The organism is Gordonia sp. UCD-TK1, from assembly GCF_001691435.1.
In the GTDB taxonomy this organism is placed as follows: domain Bacteria; phylum Actinomycetota; class Actinomycetes; order Mycobacteriales; family Mycobacteriaceae; genus Gordonia; species Gordonia hongkongensis.
Genome location: NZ_LZMP01000002.1, coordinates 70390 through 85446, shown reverse-complemented (window position 1 = coordinate 85446; position 15057 = coordinate 70390). Strand labels below are relative to the sequence as shown.

Here is a 15057-nt window from a genome sequence, read left to right as displayed (position 1 = left end):
CTATGAGCAACAGTCCGTGGGCCCTGCTGCACGGGCCGCTGTTCAGTCGGGACAACCCGCTCGAACGCAAGCACGCCGCGCCGCGCATCAGTGCCTACATCTACGGCAACATCCTGATCCTGGCCGTGCTCATCCCGTTGCACGTCGAGGACGACTTCGTCGGTATCGCGATCCTCGCGGGCACCGCCGCGTCGACCTTCATCGCGCACGTCTTCGCCGAGGGCGTCGCCCGGCGCGTGTCGGACGGCAAGGTCGAGCCGACGCGATCAGAGGTACTCGGTCATCTCCGCGACTCGGTGCCGATCCTGACCTCGGCGCTTCTACCTTGCGCGATCCTGTTGCTCGGCCTGATCGGCTGGATCGAGCCCCGTACCGCCCAGTTGATCGCAGAGATCGTGATCCTTCTGCGCATCGGCGGCACGGTCTTCGTCATCGACCGGCTCAACAACGAACGGCCCAGCCGGGCAACGCTGTTCAGCTCCGGAGCGGTCACGGTGGTGGCGACCGTGATCGTCGCGATCAAGGTCGTGGTCACGCACTGAGGCGCTCGGACGTCAGCCGCCGGCACCCTCTGTGGTGACCGTGAGGATCGCCTCGGTGAACTCGGGCCGGCAGATGACGAGGTCGGGCAGGTAGGTGTCCTCGTTGTTGTAGACGAGGGGCGAACCGTCGATCCGCCCGCACCACAGACCCTTCGCCTTCGTGACGGCGACGGGTGCGGCCGAATCCCACTCGTATTGGCCGCCCGCATGGACGTAGGCGTCGGCCTCGCCGCGCACCACCGCCATCGCCTTGGCCCCGGCGGACCCCATGGGCAGCACCTCGCCGGCCATCGCCGCGGCCACCTCGTCGGCGAAGGCCGGTGGGCGCGAACTGCTCACGACGACGCGCGGGACGCCGGTCCGGGGCCGGGAGGCGAGGCCTTCCACGGGCTCGACGGTGGAACCGTCGTCGAGGTAGGTCACCCCGAGGGCCGGCAAGGCGACCGCACCGGCGATCAGCCCGTCGTCCGCCGACCACAGCGCGACGTGCACGGCCCAGTCGCTGCGGCCCCCGCCGGGTTCGTAGGTGCCGTACTCACGCGTGCCGTCGACCGGATCGATGATCCACACGCGCGACGCCGACAGTCGCGACTTGTCGTCGGCCGACTCCTCCGACAGCACGGCGTCGTCCGGACGCTCCTGTGCGAGACGCCCGAGGATGAACTCGTCGGAGCGGCGGTCGCCCTCCTGACCGAGCTCTTTGCCCCTCAATCCGCTGGAGCGTCGAATGTCGAGCAGGAGTTCACCTGCGGCGGTGGCCAGTTCACCGGCCAGGGCACGATCGTCGGTCACGGGGTTCCTCTCGGTCGGCATACCGGTGGCAGGACGCGGCGCTTCGCGCCGGACGGCTACGAGGCTGCGCTCACAGACCCAGGTTACGCAGGACCAGGTCGGCGACCTCGGACGGCGGGCCGTCGTCGGGGGTGATGTGCAGATCCGGGTCGGACGGACGCTCGTAGGGCGAGTCGATGCCGGTGAACTGACTGATCTCCCCCCGCCGCGCACGGTCGTACAGCCCCTTCGGGTCGCGTCGTTCGCATTCGGCGAGCGGGGTGTCGACGAAGATCTCGTAGAACGGCAGCCCGCGCTCGGCGTGGATCTCCCGGGCCCGCTGCCGTTCCTCGGCGAACGGGCTGATGAGCGAGACGATCGCCACCGATCCCGAGTCGGCGAACAGCGCGGCCACCTCGCTGGTCCGGCGGATGTTCTCCCGGCGGTCGTCGTCGGAGAAGCCCAGATCCGAGTTCAGGCCGTGCCGCAGGTTGTCCCCGTCCATCAGGTACGCCGGACGCCCCTCGGCGACGAAGCGCCGCTCGAGTTCGACCGCCAGCGACGACTTCCCGGAGCCGGACAGACCGGTCAGCCAGATCGTCGCGCCGCGGTGCGCACGGTGCTCGCGCCCGACCTTCGTCGCCTGCCACACGACATGACTGTCGTGACTCACCGGCGCCGTGATCATCCCCGCGCCGACGGTCCGGTTGGTGGCCTCGTCGATCAGGATGAAGCTGCCCGTGTCGCGGTTGCGCCGGTACGAGTCGAAGGTCACCGGCTCCTGGGTGTGCAGGGTGACGCGTCCGATCTCGTTGAGCGACAATCCCTCCGCGTCCTCGTCGCGGTGCAGCGAGTTGACGTCGAGGCGATAGTTGAGGCCGTTGACCTGCGCGCGGGTCAACCGGGTTCCGCAGAGCAGCTGATACCGGTTGCCCGGTCGCAGTTCGGCGTCGTCGGCGAACCAGCACACCATCGCGTCCAGGTCGCGTCCCACGTACGGCCGGTTGTTGGGGCGGGCCAGCATGTCGCCGCGCACGATGTCGATCTCGTCGGCGAGTTCGACGGACACGGCCATCGACGCGAAGGCCTCGTCGATCGGCTGGCCACCGGGCGCCCAGATCTCGGTGATGGTGGTGCTGAAACCGCTGGGGAGGACGACGATCTCGTCGCCCTTGGCGAGCACACCGCCGGCAACGGTGCCCGCGTAGGCGCGGTGGTCGGCGCCGTCGCTGCGCTGCGGCCGGATCACGTACTGGACGGGCAGACGGGTGTCGATCAGGTTGCGGTCGGAGGCGATGTAGACGTGCTCGAGGTGATTCAGCAGCGGACGCCCCTCGTACCACGGCATCGCCGCGGACTGTTCGACGACGTTGTCGCCCCGCAGCGCCGACATCGGGATGAACGTCAGGTCGACGACGTTGAGCTTGGTCGCGAAATCGACGAAGTCGGCGCAGATCTCGTCGAAACGCTCCTGCGACCAGTCGACGAGGTCCATCTTGTTCACGCAGACCGTCAGGTGCGGGATGCCGAGCAACGACGACAGGAACGCGTGCCGCCGCGTCTGCTCGAGCACGCCCTTGCGCGCGTCGATCAGGATCATCGCGAGATCGGCGGTCGAGGCACCGGTCACCATGTTGCGTGTGTACTGCACGTGGCCCGGCGTGTCGGCGATGATGAACTTTCGCCTGGGCGTGGCGAAGTACCGATAGGCGACGTCGATGGTGATGCCCTGCTCGCGTTCGGCACGCAGCCCGTCGGTCAGCAGGGCGAGGTTCGCGTACTCGTCACCGCGCTCGGCGCTGGTGCGCTCGATCGATTCGAGCTGGTCGGTGAAGATCGCCTTCGAGYCGTAGAGCAGCCGGCCGATGAGTGTCGACTTGCCGTCGTCCACCGAGCCCGCGGTCGCCAGACGCAGCATCTCCGTCGCGCCGCCGACGGCGTTGAGGTCGCCCATCAGAAGTAGCCTTCCTTCTTGCGGTCTTCCATCCCCGACTCGGAGATCCGGTCGTCGGCGCGCGTGGCTCCCCGCTCGGTCAACCGGGTGACCTCGATCTCCTCGATCACCTTCATCACGTCGTCCGCGCCGGACAGCACACAACCGGTGCACGTGGCGTCGCCGACGGTCCGGAACCGCACGGTCTCGGTCCGCACCTCCTCACCCGGGAGCTCCTGCAGGAAGCGGGTTTTCGCGAGCAGCATGCCGTCGCGCGGGATCACCTCGCGCTGGTGCGCGTAGTAGATCTCCGGCAGATCGATGTCCTCGGCGGCGATGTACTGCCAGATGTCGAGCTCGGTCCAGTTCGACAGCGGGAACACCCGGATGTGCTCCCCCTTGGCGTGACGCCCGTTGTAGAGGCGCCACAGCTCGGGTCGCTGCTCGCGCGGATTCCACGCGCCGAACTCGTCACGGAAGCTGAACACGCGCTCCTTCGCCCGCGCCTTCTCCTCGTCGCGCCGGGCCCCGCCGAACACGGCGTCGAAACGGTTCTCGGTGATCCCGCGCAACAGCGCCGCGGTCTGCAGCCGGTTGCGGCTGGCACCCGGGCCGGTCTGCTCGACGACCCGCCCGGCATCGATGTCGTCCTGCACCGAGCTGACGAGAAGGCGAACCCCGGTCTCGGCGACCACGCGATCGCGGTACTCGATCACCTCGTCGAAGTTGTGCCCGGTGTCGACGTGCATGAGCGGGAACGGGATCGGCGCCGGCCAGAACGCCTTCCGCGCCAGATGGAACATCACCACGGAGTCCTTGCCGCCGGAGAACAGCAGAACCGGACGTTCGAAGGTCGCGGCGACCTCGCGGAAGATGTGCACCGATTCGGCCTCGAGCGCCGCGAGATGCGAGAGCTCATAACCGTGGTGACGACGACGCCGGTCCTCGGTGTCGTCGGGACGACGTCCGTCGTCGGCGTCGATGGTGATGGCCACCGGAGCAACCCCCTTGACATGTCGAATATTCGACACTATGTGTTGACAATGTGACACAAACCGTAGGTGACTTCTCCGACGCGCGTCAACCGGCACGTGCGGCGTCGCCACCGACCGCCCGGGTCGTCCGCATCGTCGAACTCCTCGCCGACGCCGAACAACCGGCGCTGACGCTGGCCGAGATCGTGCGTCAGACCTCGATGTCGCGCGCCACCGCGCACGCCGTAGTCTCCGAACTCGTCGACTGCGGATGGCTGATCCGGGACCCGTCGGCCGGCACCTTCGGCGTCGGACCAGCCTTCGTCGGCCTCGTCCGGAACGCCGACGGCGCGGACCACCTCGTACGGTGGGCGGCGTCGGCGGCGCGCGACCTGTGCGAACGGTTCGACGTCCCCTGTTTCGTCGCCCGACGGACCTCGGCCGACGCGGTGACCCTGGCGTCGCACGCCTTTCCGCCCCACCTGGCACCGGAGACCGCGCAGCATCCCTGGTTGCGCAACGGCAGCCGCATCCGGCTCCGCCCGCCGATCTGTCGGGAGTTCATCGCCTTCGACCCGGACGACGCCCGGTCGAACTGGATCGGCCAGGCCGCCGAGTCCACCCGCACCCGGCTGGGCATGGTGCTCGACGTCGTCGCCGAACGCGGCTACTCGATCGAGCGCATGACCGACGACCACGTGGCGATGATCGAAGCCCTGAGCTCCCTCGACACCATGTCGGACACCCTGCGCGCGCGGGTCGGCGACCTGCTCACCGAGCTGTCGGTCATCGATTACCTGCCCGAGGAGATCGACGCCTGCGCGGCCGACGGCACGGGGGTACCCGTGGTCACCATCGGCGCCCCCGTCTTCGACTCCGCCCGTCGGGTGGTCGCGGCCATCGTCGTCTGCCCGAACACCACCCTCGACGTGGACGAAGTGCGCCGACTCGGCGAGGCCACGCGTGCTGCCGCCGACGGGATCTCGAGTCATCTCAGCTGAGGGGCGGGTCGACCGAACGAATGAACACTGCGCCCGGAAATACCCACGAAACGGACTTCCTGCGGAAAACTGGCCGGTGATCACGACACGTCACCGTCGCCACCAGCAAGGGAGTCGAGATATGCCCAGCACCAAGACGATCACCCGGTTGGCCGCCGCCGCCATCGCTCTGACCTCGGCTGCCGGGCTCGGCGTCGCGGCCACCGGCGACGCGAACGCGGTGTCCCGCGAGTATCCGCTGTCGACCTGCGTGGGCCTGAGCCCGAACGTCGTCGACGTCCCGTTCCTGGCGCGACGCACGATCGTGAGCACGTATGCCGGCAACGCCTACATCGCCGCCGACTTCACCAGCTACTTTCCCGGCGGCTACCAGTCTTCGGCCCGTCTGGACTGGCACAACCTGGCCACCGGCAAGCGCGGCTCCAAGGTCAGCAACGTCCGCGTGAACCCGCCCTACCAGGGCGTCCACTACTTCGTGATCCCCGTCAACCAGATCGGCAAGGGCCGGGTGAACGTGACCTTCAGCGCGGTCAACCGGAACGCGCTCTGGAGCGTGCCGTCCACGAGCTGCAGCGGGAGCATCGTCATCCCCTGAGCCGGACCGCCACCGATGACTTCCGGGGGCACCCAACCGCCCCCTAATCCGAAAGAAGCGACCCCATTGCTCCCTGAGGTGTGAGGAGCGATAGCGACGAGCCACGAAGGGCCTGGTGAGACAGGTTGCGGAGCCCTTCGTGGCTCGCTTCGCTCGCACCTCAGGGAGCAGAGATGTGGACGCTTAAGAGTGTTCTTTCGTAGTCCACGCAAGACCTGCAACGCTGCAGGCCGACACAACGGCGCCACTTCGACGGAACTTGCGCTGCCCCGACATGTGACCGGCAGACAACGCTCGAGAGCGTTCTGTTCATGCTCCCTGAGGTGCGAGTGAAGCGAGCCACGAAGGGCCATGTTCGATGCTCGCCCGCCCTTCGTGGCTCGTCGCTTGCGCTCCTCACACCTCAGGGAGCAGGGGTTATGGTGTTCTTTAGGGCTAAACAGCAGAGGAAACATCGAATGGTGATCGTCGCCAACATGTTTCGCGAGTTCGCCGAGATGATGCCGACGACAGCCGCCTCCTCGACGGCCGGATCCAGGAGCTCACCTATCGCCCCACACCGCACTTCTGACCCCGGCGATCACCCACACCGACTACCAACCAAGCACTTGCTAGGTTAGTCTCGGGGACATGAGTGACGCCGTCATCCCACCTCCGCTCGGACCCGACGATCTGGGCCCGGATACCTCACCGGTCGCCTACGAGACCGGCGGCCCCGACGGCGCGGTGGCCTATGTGACGCTGAACCGCCCGGAGTACCGCAACGCGCAGAACTCGGTGATGACCTATTCGCTCGACGCCGCGTTCCGCAAGGCCGTCGACGACGCTTCGGTGAAGGTGATCGTGCTGCGGGCGAACGGCAAGCACTTCTCGGCCGGACACGACATCGGCACCCCCGAACGCGACTTCGACACCTACTACGAGAACGCGGCCGTCCTGCACTGGGACCACACCGACAAGACCGGTGCCGACCAGCGTCTCGCCCGCGAGATGGAGGTGTACATGGGGATGTGCCGCCGCTGGCGCGACATCCCCAAACCCCTCATCGCCCAGGTCCATGGCGCGTGCATCGCCGGCGGTCTCATGCTCGCCTGGATCTGCGACTTCATCGTCGCCTCCGATGACGCGTTCTTCTCGGACCCGGTCGCCCGCATGGGCATCCCCGGCGTCGAGTACTTCGCCCACGCCTTCGTGCTCGGCCCGCGCCGGGCGAAGGAGATCCTCTTCACCGGTGAACGTTTCACCGCGACGCAGGCGGCCGACTGGGGCATGGTCAACCACGTCGTTCCCCGGGACGCCCTCGAGACCAAGGTCAACGAGATCGCCGAGAAGGCCGTCGCCATGCCGATGCAGGGGCTCTTCCTGAGCAAGAAGGCCGTCAACATCTGCGAAGACCAGATGGGACTGCGCAACTCGATGGATTCGGTGTTCGGCTGGCACCACTTCGCGCACGCGGCGAACTCCGAGGCGGGTGGCGACTCCCTCGGCGGGATGGACGCGAAGTCGATGAAGGCGTCGGCGTCGACCGGCGCCGCCGCGGGATCGGGGAGCTGACATGGACCTGCTGTTCGACGACGCCGCCGACGCCTTCCGCGCCGAGGTCCGCGCCTGGCTGGCCGATCATGTTCCGCGCGAACCGCTTCCGTCGATGGACACCGCCGAGGGATTCGAGGCGCACCGCGAATGGGAGCGGACGATGGCCGCCGACCGGATGTCGGTCGTCAGCTGGCCGGAGGAATACGGCGGCCGCGATGCCCCGCTGCTGCACTGGGTCATCTTCGAGGAGGAGTACTACCGTTCGGGTGCTCCCGGACGCGTGAGCCAGAACGGCATCTTCCTGCTCGCACCCACCCTGTTCGAGCACGCGAGTCCTGCTCAGCTGGAACGCATCCTGCCGCGGATGGCCAACGCCGACGACATCTGGGGTCAGGCGTGGAGCGAACCCGAGGCCGGCAGCGACCTCGCCTCGCTGCGGTCGACCGCCGTTCGCACCGACGGCGGCTGGCTGCTCAACGGTCAGAAGACCTGGAGTTCGCGGTCGAGTTTCGCCGACCGGGCCTTCGGCCTGTTCCGCACCGACAAACAGGCACAGCGCCACAAGGGTCTCACCTACTTCATGTTCGACCTGCGCAGCGAGGGCGTGACCGTCCGGCCGATCGCACAGCTCCACGGCGAGGCCGGGTTCGCAGAGCTGTTCTTGGAGAACGTCTTCGTCCCCGACGATCCGTCGAATCCGGGCGAGTCGGGTGTCATCGGCGAGGTGGACAACGGGTGGCGGGTCGCGATGAGCACCGCCGCCAACGAACGCGGGCTGTCGCTGCGCGCACCCGGCCGGTTCCTGGCCACCACCGACCGCCTCGTCGAACTGTGGCGGTCGAACCGGGACGACGTCCCGTCGACGGCGAACACCGATGCGCGCGTGGCGGATGCGTGGATCGGGTCGCGAGCCTACGAGCTGTCCACGTATCAGACGGTGAGTCGTCTCGCGGCCGGTGGTTCGCTCGGCATGGAGTCGTCGATCAACAAGGTGTTCTGGTCGCAGTGGGACATCGCCGCCCACGAGACCGCCCTCGACCTGCAGGGCCCGGCCGCCGAGCTCGACGACCGGTGGACCGACGGCTACCTCTTCTCGTTGTCCGGGCCGATCTACGCGGGCACCAACGAGATCCAACGCAATGTCATCGCCGAGCGCCTGCTCGGTCTTCCCCGTGGAGATCGGTGATCATCATGGACTTCCGACTCTCCGACATCCACACGGACCTCGCCTCGACGGTGGACGCCATGCTGGGCAAGGCCGACATGCCGACCGCCACGCGGGCCTGGGCGGCCGGTGACCGCGCGGCCGTCGCCAAGGTCTACTCACAGCTGGCCGACGCGGGCATCAGCGGACTCCTGATCGACGAGTCACACGGTGGCAGCAGCGCCGGGGCCGTCGAGATGGTCGTCGCCGTCGAGCAACTCGGACGCCACTGTGCCCCGGGCCCGATCGTCGAGAGCGTCGCCGTGCTGCCGATCCTGCTGCACGACGCCGACGTGTCGGGCCCGCTCAGCGACCTCGCCGAGGGGCGGCTGGCGACCTGCGCGATCGGACCGCTCCAGCCGTTGGCCGCCGACACCGCCGCCGCCGATGTCTACCTCGTCCAGGACGGAGTGCTCTCGCGGGCCACCGTGCAGAGCACCGAGCCCTCGGTCGACAGCACCCGGACGTTGTCGCGGGTCACCGCCGGCGACGTCCTGGCCACCGGGGTCGATGCGTCCGACGCCGCGGACGCAGGTGCACTGGCCACGGCCGCGCAGCTGCTCGGCCTGGGTCAGGCGATGCTGTCCATCGCCTCGGAATACGCGCAGTCGCGCAAGCAGTTCGGCCGACCGATCGGGTCGTTCCAGTCCGTCAAACATCATCTCGCCGACGTGGCGATCGCCATCGAGATGGCCCGCCCCCTCGTTCACGCAGCCGCCCTCGGCGTCGACGGCCAGGTGCCGGAGGGCACCGACGTCTCGCGCGACATCTCGGCGGCGAAGGTCGCGGCCGCCGAGGCCGCCGACCTGTCGGCCCGCCGCTCGCTGCAGGTGATGGGGGCGATCGGGTATACCGCCGAGCACGACATCTCGCTGTACATCACCAAGACCCGGGCGCTGCTCAACGCCTGGGGCTCCCCTGCCGTACACCGCCAACGCATCCTGGAGACGCTGTGACCGTCAGTACCGGCATCGAAAGCCCGGCCATCGGCGCGGAGGAACGGGAGGCACTCGTCGAGGCGGTGCGGGATCTCCTGCGTCGCCGGGGCGATTCGACCACGGTCCGCGCGGCCATGTGCGCTCCCGGGCGCATCGACTCGACCCTGTGGCAGACGCTGTGCACCGAGATCGGGGTCGCCGCGCTTGCTGTCCCCGAGCGATTCGGCGGTGCCGGGGCGTCATGGATGGAGTCGGCCGCGGTGCTCGAAGAACTGGGCGCCGCACTGAGTCCCGTCCCCGCGCTCGGCTCCGCACTCGCCACCGGCACGATCCTGCTCGCGGGTGACGACGACGCGTCGTCGCGACTTCTGCCCGCCCTGGCCGCCGGCGAGCGGACCGCGGCGGTGTGCTGGGCCGGTGAACGCGGCTGGCAGACCCCCGGTGTGCGTGCCGACGCCGGACTCCTCACCGGGACAGCCCACTTCGTCGTCGACGGCGAGTCGGCCGACGTGCTCCTCGTGCTCGCGGCCGGCCCCGGGACACACCTGACCCTGCACGAGGTGGCCGCCGATGCGGACGGCGTCTCGGTGTCGCCGATGCCCGTCCTCGACCCGACCCGGGCGCTGTCCTCGGTGCGCTTCGACGAGGTGGCGTCCGCGGCGATCCCCGCGCCGGACGATCTCGCGTCCCGGCTCCGTGCGCTCGCCTGGGCCCTGCTGTCCGCCGAGCAGGTCGGGGGCGCGCAGCGAGCGCTCGACCTCACGGTCGATTACACCAAGTCCCGCAAGCAGTTCGGGCGCACCATCGGCTCGTTCCAGGCCCTCAAGCATCGGATGGCCGACATGTACGTGCTGGTCGAGACGGCGCGGTCGATCTCCCGCGCCGCCGTGGCCGCCCTCGCCGCCGACGACCCGGACGCCGACGACCTGGCGCTGGCCGCCCACGTGTACTGCTCCGATGCCTATCGTCGTGTCGCGGGCGAGGCCATCCAGCTGCACGGCGGCATCGGCATCACCTGGGAGCACGACATCCAGCTCTACTTCAAACGCGCACAGGCCACGTCGCAGATGTTCGGAGCCCCACACACCGCGGTGACCGAAGCGGCCCGCGCACTGCGCTGACCGACCTCAGTGCCGCCGCGGCCGCCACCGGGCGAGCAGCCGCTCGACCGGGTCGGTCAGCAGCAGTAGGAACAGCGGCAGATTTCCGCTGCGCGGGAACACGATCGCGACGACCAGCGCGACCGCGAGGATGACGAACGTGGCGACTCCGCTCGACGAGGCAACCCATCGGTCGGTCGCGTCGTCGTCGGCGAGCAGTTCCCGGTGCCGACGGCCCCATTCGGCGATCCCGATGAGCGAGCCCACCGAGACGGCCAGCACACCGATGTAGAGGATGTTGGCCTGTTCGATGTGGGCGCCGTCGATGAGGGCCGTCGCGAAGGGCAGCGCCACGATCGTGAGCAACCAGATGAAGTGGAGGTTGATCAGCGTGCGGTCGTAGGCGCGGAAGTACTCCATCGTCTGATGGTGCTGGCGCCACAGGATCCAGATGACGCCGAAACTGATGATGAAGCTGACCAGTTCGATCGAGTTGTCGGACACCACGTCCGCGACCGACGAATCCTCGCGCAGGTCGTTCGCGATGTCGACGAGCGGGAGCACCAGCAGGGTCAGCGCGATCGCGACCACCGCGTCGGCGAATGCGATGAGCCGGCTCAGTCCCTCTGCCGACTGTCGGTTCTCCGGTTCTGCCATGCGAAGCACTGTAGAACGACCGACGGGCGGCCGGTGGGTCAGACGGCGAAGGCCGCCTCGACCGTTGCCTCGTCGAGTCCGTAATCGGCGAGCTGGTACCGGTGCTGCGGTTTGCGCGCACCCGACCGGCTCTCCTCGTCGAGCGCGGTCACCGCCGCACGCGCGTCCTCCGACATCGGGGTGTCCAGCGCCGCGTACACCCGCTCGACGGTGCCCATCGGGTCGTTGCGCAGATCGGTGAAGTCGATGTCGAGGAACTGGGCCGGGTCGTACCGCTTCCGTGCGGTGGAGAACTCACGGAGTCCGCGCGACCACAGCTCGAGCTGGTCCTGGCCCACCTGCTCGCCGGTGAACGTCGTCGACCATCCCGGGGTGGCGTGTTCGGCCAAGCTGCACATCGACGCGATGAGAGTGCTGGGCGGCCGGTGCGTCTGGATCACCAGGGCATCCGGGTACGCCGCCATGAGCGCGTCGAGCGCGAACAGATGGCTGGGGTTCTTGAGCACCCACCGCTTGCCGGGGTCGTTGAGCCCGATCAGCTGCAGGTTCTTGCGGTGTCGGAGATACGCCGGCGTCCAGTCCTGTTGGGCGAGCCACCTCGAGTAGGTCGGGATGTGCGCGAGGGATTCGTACGAGATCGACATGACGCTCTGGCGGAGCAGCTGCCAGCACTCCTCGACCTCGCCGGCGTCCATGTAGTGCAACCCCATGAACTCGGGATTCTCGACGTGATGTTGCTCGAATCCGGCCTGGATCTGCTGGTAGACGGGGTTGTCGGACCAGGTGTCGCGCGGCGGCCGGGGCTGCGGGAACTCGGCGAGCCACATCTCGACGCCCTGGTGCGCCGGATCGGCGGCCAGGAGTCGGTGCAGCGCAGTCGTTCCCGTGCGCGGCAGGCCGGTCACGAAGATCGGCCGCGTCACCTCGACGTCGGCGTACCCCGGGTTCGCCTTCCACGACGCCTCGCTGAGCAACCGGGCGACCAACGCACCCTTGAGGAAGAAGCGGAACATCTTGCTGCCGATCTCGGTCAGCCCCGCCTCGGAGCGGTAGGAGTCGAGCAGGATGCCCAGCGGCTCCAGGTACTCGGTGTCCCCGAAGTCGTCGAGGCCGGTGGCGCGAGTGGCCGAGGAATGCAGGTCCTCGATCGTGCCGACGTCGGTGCGTGCCGCACTAGTCATGGTATTCACCGCAATTCACGTCCAGGGTGTGCCCGGTGATGGCGCGCGCCATCGGCGAGGCGAGGAACACGACGGCGTCGGCGATCTCGTCCGGCTCCGGCAATCGCTTGAGGTCGGACTTCGACGCCGTCTGCTCGTAGACGTCGTCGGGTGAGATCCCGTATTTCTTGGCGACCTCGCCGAAGTACCACTTCAGCTGGTCGTCCCAGATGTAACCCGGTGCGACCGAGTTGATGCGAATCCCCTTGTCGCCGAGTTCGGAGGCCAGCGACTGCGACATCGCCAGCAGCGCCGACTTCGCGATCTTGTAACTGCCGTAACGGGGTTCGGAGTGCCGGATGACCATCGAGTTGATGTTCACGATCGAGCCGTCGGCCTCGGCCAGCGCGTCGGTGAACGCGCGGATGACCCGCAGTGTGCCCAGCACGGTGACGTCTATGCTGCTCGCGATCTGATCGAAGTCGGTGCGGGACAACGGCTTCATCGACGGGAGCGCGAAGGCGTTGTTGACCAGCACATCGGCCCGGCCGAACTCGTCAACGGTGGTGGCGACCAGATTGTCGACGGCGGCGTCGTCGGTGATGTCGGCCGGGACGACGAGACTGGTCCCGCCGGCGGCGTCGATCTCGGCGGCGACCTCCTTCAGCCTTGATTCCGTACGGGCGGCGAGGACGACCCGTGCGCCCTCCGCGGCGGCGCGCAGGCAGATCGACCGCCCGAGTCCCGGACCGACACCCGAGACCACGACGACCTTGTCGGCGAGCAGACCCCCCTGTGCGCTCATCCCAGCATCCTTTCGGCGAACCCGCGCTGACGTGCCGTGATCCGCTCCGCCCAGCCGTCGGCGTCGATCCTGTTGTGCTCGAGGTGCGGCAGATGGTCGGCGACTTCGTCGAAAGCGACGACCTGTGCGGTCGGGCCCAGGTCCGGGCCGATCGGCGAATCACTGCGTTGCCACCGGAACTGCAGGATGCCCGTCGACCGGCCGGTCGTCTCGATCCAGTTCGCGACGCCCGGGTCGCGGTGGGACACCACCATGCGGATCATGCCGTCCGGATCCACCTGCGCCTGAGCGGAGTTCAGGCTGGTCTGGTGGTTGACGTAGTCCAGCGAGATGTACCACATGCTGCCGAGCTGGAATCCCTGGTACGGGGCGTCGGACCGCGGAATGGTGATCACCATCGCCTCGTCGGGCCCCAACCGGAAGTGTCCGACGGAGGAGAACTGCGTGCTGAGGCCGCCGGGGGTCTGCCGCGGTTCGGTGAACGTGTTGACCGGCTCGTCGAGGTAGAACCACCTCGGGAAATTGAACCAGGTGTTGATGCGAGCCGTCAGCATCTTGCCGGCCGTCGCGTACCGGCGGGACACCCGGGCCAGGTCCGGCTCCGGCGGCGCGGTCCCGATGGTGTCGACCCGTTCGATGGTGATCGACCCCTTGCGTTCGGACCAGTCGGAGTAGACCTCGCGCACCGCGAGCATCGACGCGCCCTCCCCGAGCGGGAAGTAGTCGTCCGGCGCATCGGGGATGGGTGGGCCGAAGGTCAGTTCGAACGACCCGTCGTCGGCGATCGTCAGCCGCCGGTCGTCGAACGCATCCTCGCCGCCCGGTACCGACGAGGCCGTGTAGTCACCACGCAGGACCTGGAAGCTGAGATCGGTTGTGGTACCGCGCCGCCCGCGTACCCGGTAGGTCCCGGTGGGTTCGACGTCTGCGTGATAGTAGAGCGTGTCCGGATTGTCCAGGCCCATCTTGGTCGACGGCCCGGTGGACGTCACGAAGTTCGGGTGGGAGATGGACCGGGCGCGCACCAGCTGGACGATGGCGGCGATACTCCCCGCGAGGTAGTCGTAGCCTTCGGCGAGATCTTGGTCGGTCTCGGCGAAATCGGCCGATGCGACCAGCTTCTCGGCCTCCGCGATCGCGTCGAGGAGGGGCTGCGTGACCAGCGGTGCGCCACTCGTTGTTTCGGTTGACGATGTCTCGGTCGTCGCTGTCTCGGTGCTCGTCGCGTCGTCGACGGTCATAGCCAGGTGTCCCCGCCCGTCCATGTGAGGAAGTTTTCCAACTCTGCCTGTGCGGGCGTGACCCGCGGGTGTTCGGTCGACAGGTAGCCGCCACGGTAGAACAGCAACGGCTTGTCCTGCAGCACTTCTCCGAGAGTCAGTGCGCGGCCGATGACGATGTGATGGTCGCCGCCGTCGGTGACGGTCTCCACGTCGCATTCGACCCAGGTCAGGCTGTGCCGGATGACGGGGAGGCCGGCCGGTGACGGGTCCCAGGTGACGTTCGCGAACTTGTCGTCGCCGGGGGCGCCGAAGGCGGCGCTGACGTCCTGCTGGTGGTTCGACAGGACGTTCACACAGAACTTGCCCGTCTTCTCGATGACCTTCCAGCTCCGGGAGGTCTTCATCGGGCAGAAGAGGACCAGCGGCGGATCGAGCGACAACGCGGCGAACGACTGGCACGCGAACCCGACCGGCTTGCCCGCGTCGTCGAGGGTCGTGATGACGGTGACCCCGGTACAGAACTGGCCCATCGCCGTTCGGAACTGACGGGAGTCGAAGTCGGCGGACCCGTACGGCGAACGCGTGGACTGCTGGGCCGTGGCGCCGGAGGGCATCTCG

15 protein-coding genes are annotated in these 15057 nt (G+C 68.1%); 7 read left to right on the top strand and 8 right to left on the bottom strand.

Annotated elements, in window-relative coordinates; translation table 11 throughout:
- Positions 1–2: 2 nt before the first annotated feature.
- A complete protein-coding gene (locus A9310_RS01915; RefSeq protein ID WP_065629149.1) occupies positions 3–542 on the top strand; it encodes a hypothetical protein in 540 nt (179 codons plus the stop codon).
- 12 nt (positions 543–554) lie between these two features.
- On the opposite strand, the gene A9310_RS01910 is transcribed toward A9310_RS01915, so the two are convergent.
- The 3 genes from A9310_RS01910 to cysD all read right to left on the bottom strand — a co-directional run bounded on the left by A9310_RS01910 (position 555) and on the right by cysD (position 4229).
- Positions 555–1334, bottom strand: a complete 780-nt coding sequence (locus tag A9310_RS01910) for a 3'(2'),5'-bisphosphate nucleotidase CysQ (protein WP_065629296.1) — start codon at positions 1332–1334, stop codon at positions 555–557.
- Positions 1335–1404: 70 nt separating this feature from the next.
- Positions 1405–3267 (bottom strand): adenylyl-sulfate kinase, encoded by a 1863-nt coding sequence (gene cysC, locus A9310_RS01905; protein WP_065629148.1) that lies wholly within the window; start codon positions 3265–3267, stop codon positions 1405–1407.
- Positions 3267–4229: a sulfate adenylyltransferase subunit CysD gene (gene cysD, locus A9310_RS01900; protein WP_171011707.1), complete on the bottom strand. Its 963-nt coding sequence runs from the start codon at positions 4227–4229 to the stop codon at positions 3267–3269. Before cysD ends, cysC begins: the two co-directional genes overlap by 1 nt.
- 62 nt (positions 4230–4291) lie before the next feature.
- Here cysD and A9310_RS01895 point away from each other — a divergent pair, with 62 nt between their 5' ends.
- The 6 genes from A9310_RS01895 to A9310_RS01870 all read left to right on the top strand — a co-directional run bounded on the left by A9310_RS01895 (position 4292) and on the right by A9310_RS01870 (position 10615).
- Complete coding sequence (locus tag A9310_RS01895) at positions 4292–5221, top strand: IclR family transcriptional regulator (protein WP_065629147.1); 930 nt, start codon at positions 4292–4294, stop codon at positions 5219–5221.
- Between the two features lie 121 nt (positions 5222–5342).
- The gene (locus tag A9310_RS01890) at positions 5343–5816 is read left to right on the top strand and encodes a hypothetical protein (protein WP_058252577.1); all 474 of its coding nucleotides are present in this window, start codon (positions 5343–5345) and stop codon (positions 5814–5816) included.
- Positions 5817–6446: 630 nt separating this feature from the next.
- Positions 6447–7370 carry an enoyl-CoA hydratase gene (locus A9310_RS01885; protein ID WP_065629146.1) on the top strand — a complete coding sequence of 308 codons (924 nt, stop codon included), beginning with the start codon at positions 6447–6449 and terminating at the stop codon, positions 7368–7370.
- A 1-nt stretch (position 7371) separates the two neighbouring features.
- Positions 7372–8538 (top strand): acyl-CoA dehydrogenase family protein, encoded by a 1167-nt coding sequence (locus A9310_RS01880; RefSeq protein ID WP_065629145.1) that lies wholly within the window; start codon positions 7372–7374, stop codon positions 8536–8538.
- Positions 8539–8543: 5 nt separating this feature from the next.
- Positions 8544–9512 carry an acyl-CoA dehydrogenase family protein gene (locus A9310_RS01875; protein ID WP_065629295.1) on the top strand — a complete coding sequence of 323 codons (969 nt, stop codon included), beginning with the start codon at positions 8544–8546 and terminating at the stop codon, positions 9510–9512.
- On the top strand, positions 9509–10615 hold the full coding sequence (locus tag A9310_RS01870; RefSeq protein WP_065629144.1) for an acyl-CoA dehydrogenase family protein: 1107 nt from the start codon (positions 9509–9511) through the stop codon (positions 10613–10615). Before A9310_RS01875 ends, A9310_RS01870 begins: the two co-directional genes overlap by 4 nt.
- 6 nt (positions 10616–10621) lie before the next feature.
- Here A9310_RS01870 and A9310_RS01865 read toward each other — a convergent pair whose 3' ends face one another.
- Genes A9310_RS01865 through hsaB form a run of 5 tightly spaced genes read right to left on the bottom strand, consistent with a single transcriptional unit; the run spans position 10622 to position 15053 of the window.
- Positions 10622–11251 (bottom strand): TMEM175 family protein, encoded by a 630-nt coding sequence (locus A9310_RS01865; RefSeq protein WP_065629143.1) that lies wholly within the window; start codon positions 11249–11251, stop codon positions 10622–10624.
- A gap of 38 nt (positions 11252–11289) precedes the next feature.
- Positions 11290–12432 carry a sulfotransferase gene (locus A9310_RS01860; RefSeq protein WP_058251164.1) on the bottom strand — a complete coding sequence of 381 codons (1143 nt, stop codon included), beginning with the start codon at positions 12430–12432 and terminating at the stop codon, positions 11290–11292.
- Positions 12425–13216, bottom strand: coding sequence for an SDR family oxidoreductase (locus A9310_RS01855; protein WP_065629142.1), 792 nt, complete (start codon positions 13214–13216; stop codon positions 12425–12427). The genes A9310_RS01860 and A9310_RS01855 overlap by 8 nt, the downstream gene beginning before the upstream one ends.
- Positions 13213–14457 (bottom strand): hypothetical protein, encoded by a 1245-nt coding sequence (locus A9310_RS01850; RefSeq protein ID WP_065629141.1) that lies wholly within the window; start codon positions 14455–14457, stop codon positions 13213–13215. Before A9310_RS01850 ends, A9310_RS01855 begins: the two co-directional genes overlap by 4 nt.
- Positions 14454–15053 (bottom strand): 3-hydroxy-9,10-secoandrosta-1,3,5(10)-triene-9,17-dione monooxygenase reductase subunit, encoded by a 600-nt coding sequence (gene hsaB / locus A9310_RS01845; RefSeq protein ID WP_065629294.1) that lies wholly within the window; start codon positions 15051–15053, stop codon positions 14454–14456. The genes A9310_RS01850 and hsaB overlap by 4 nt, the downstream gene beginning before the upstream one ends.
- Between the last annotated feature and the right edge of the window lie 4 nt (positions 15054–15057).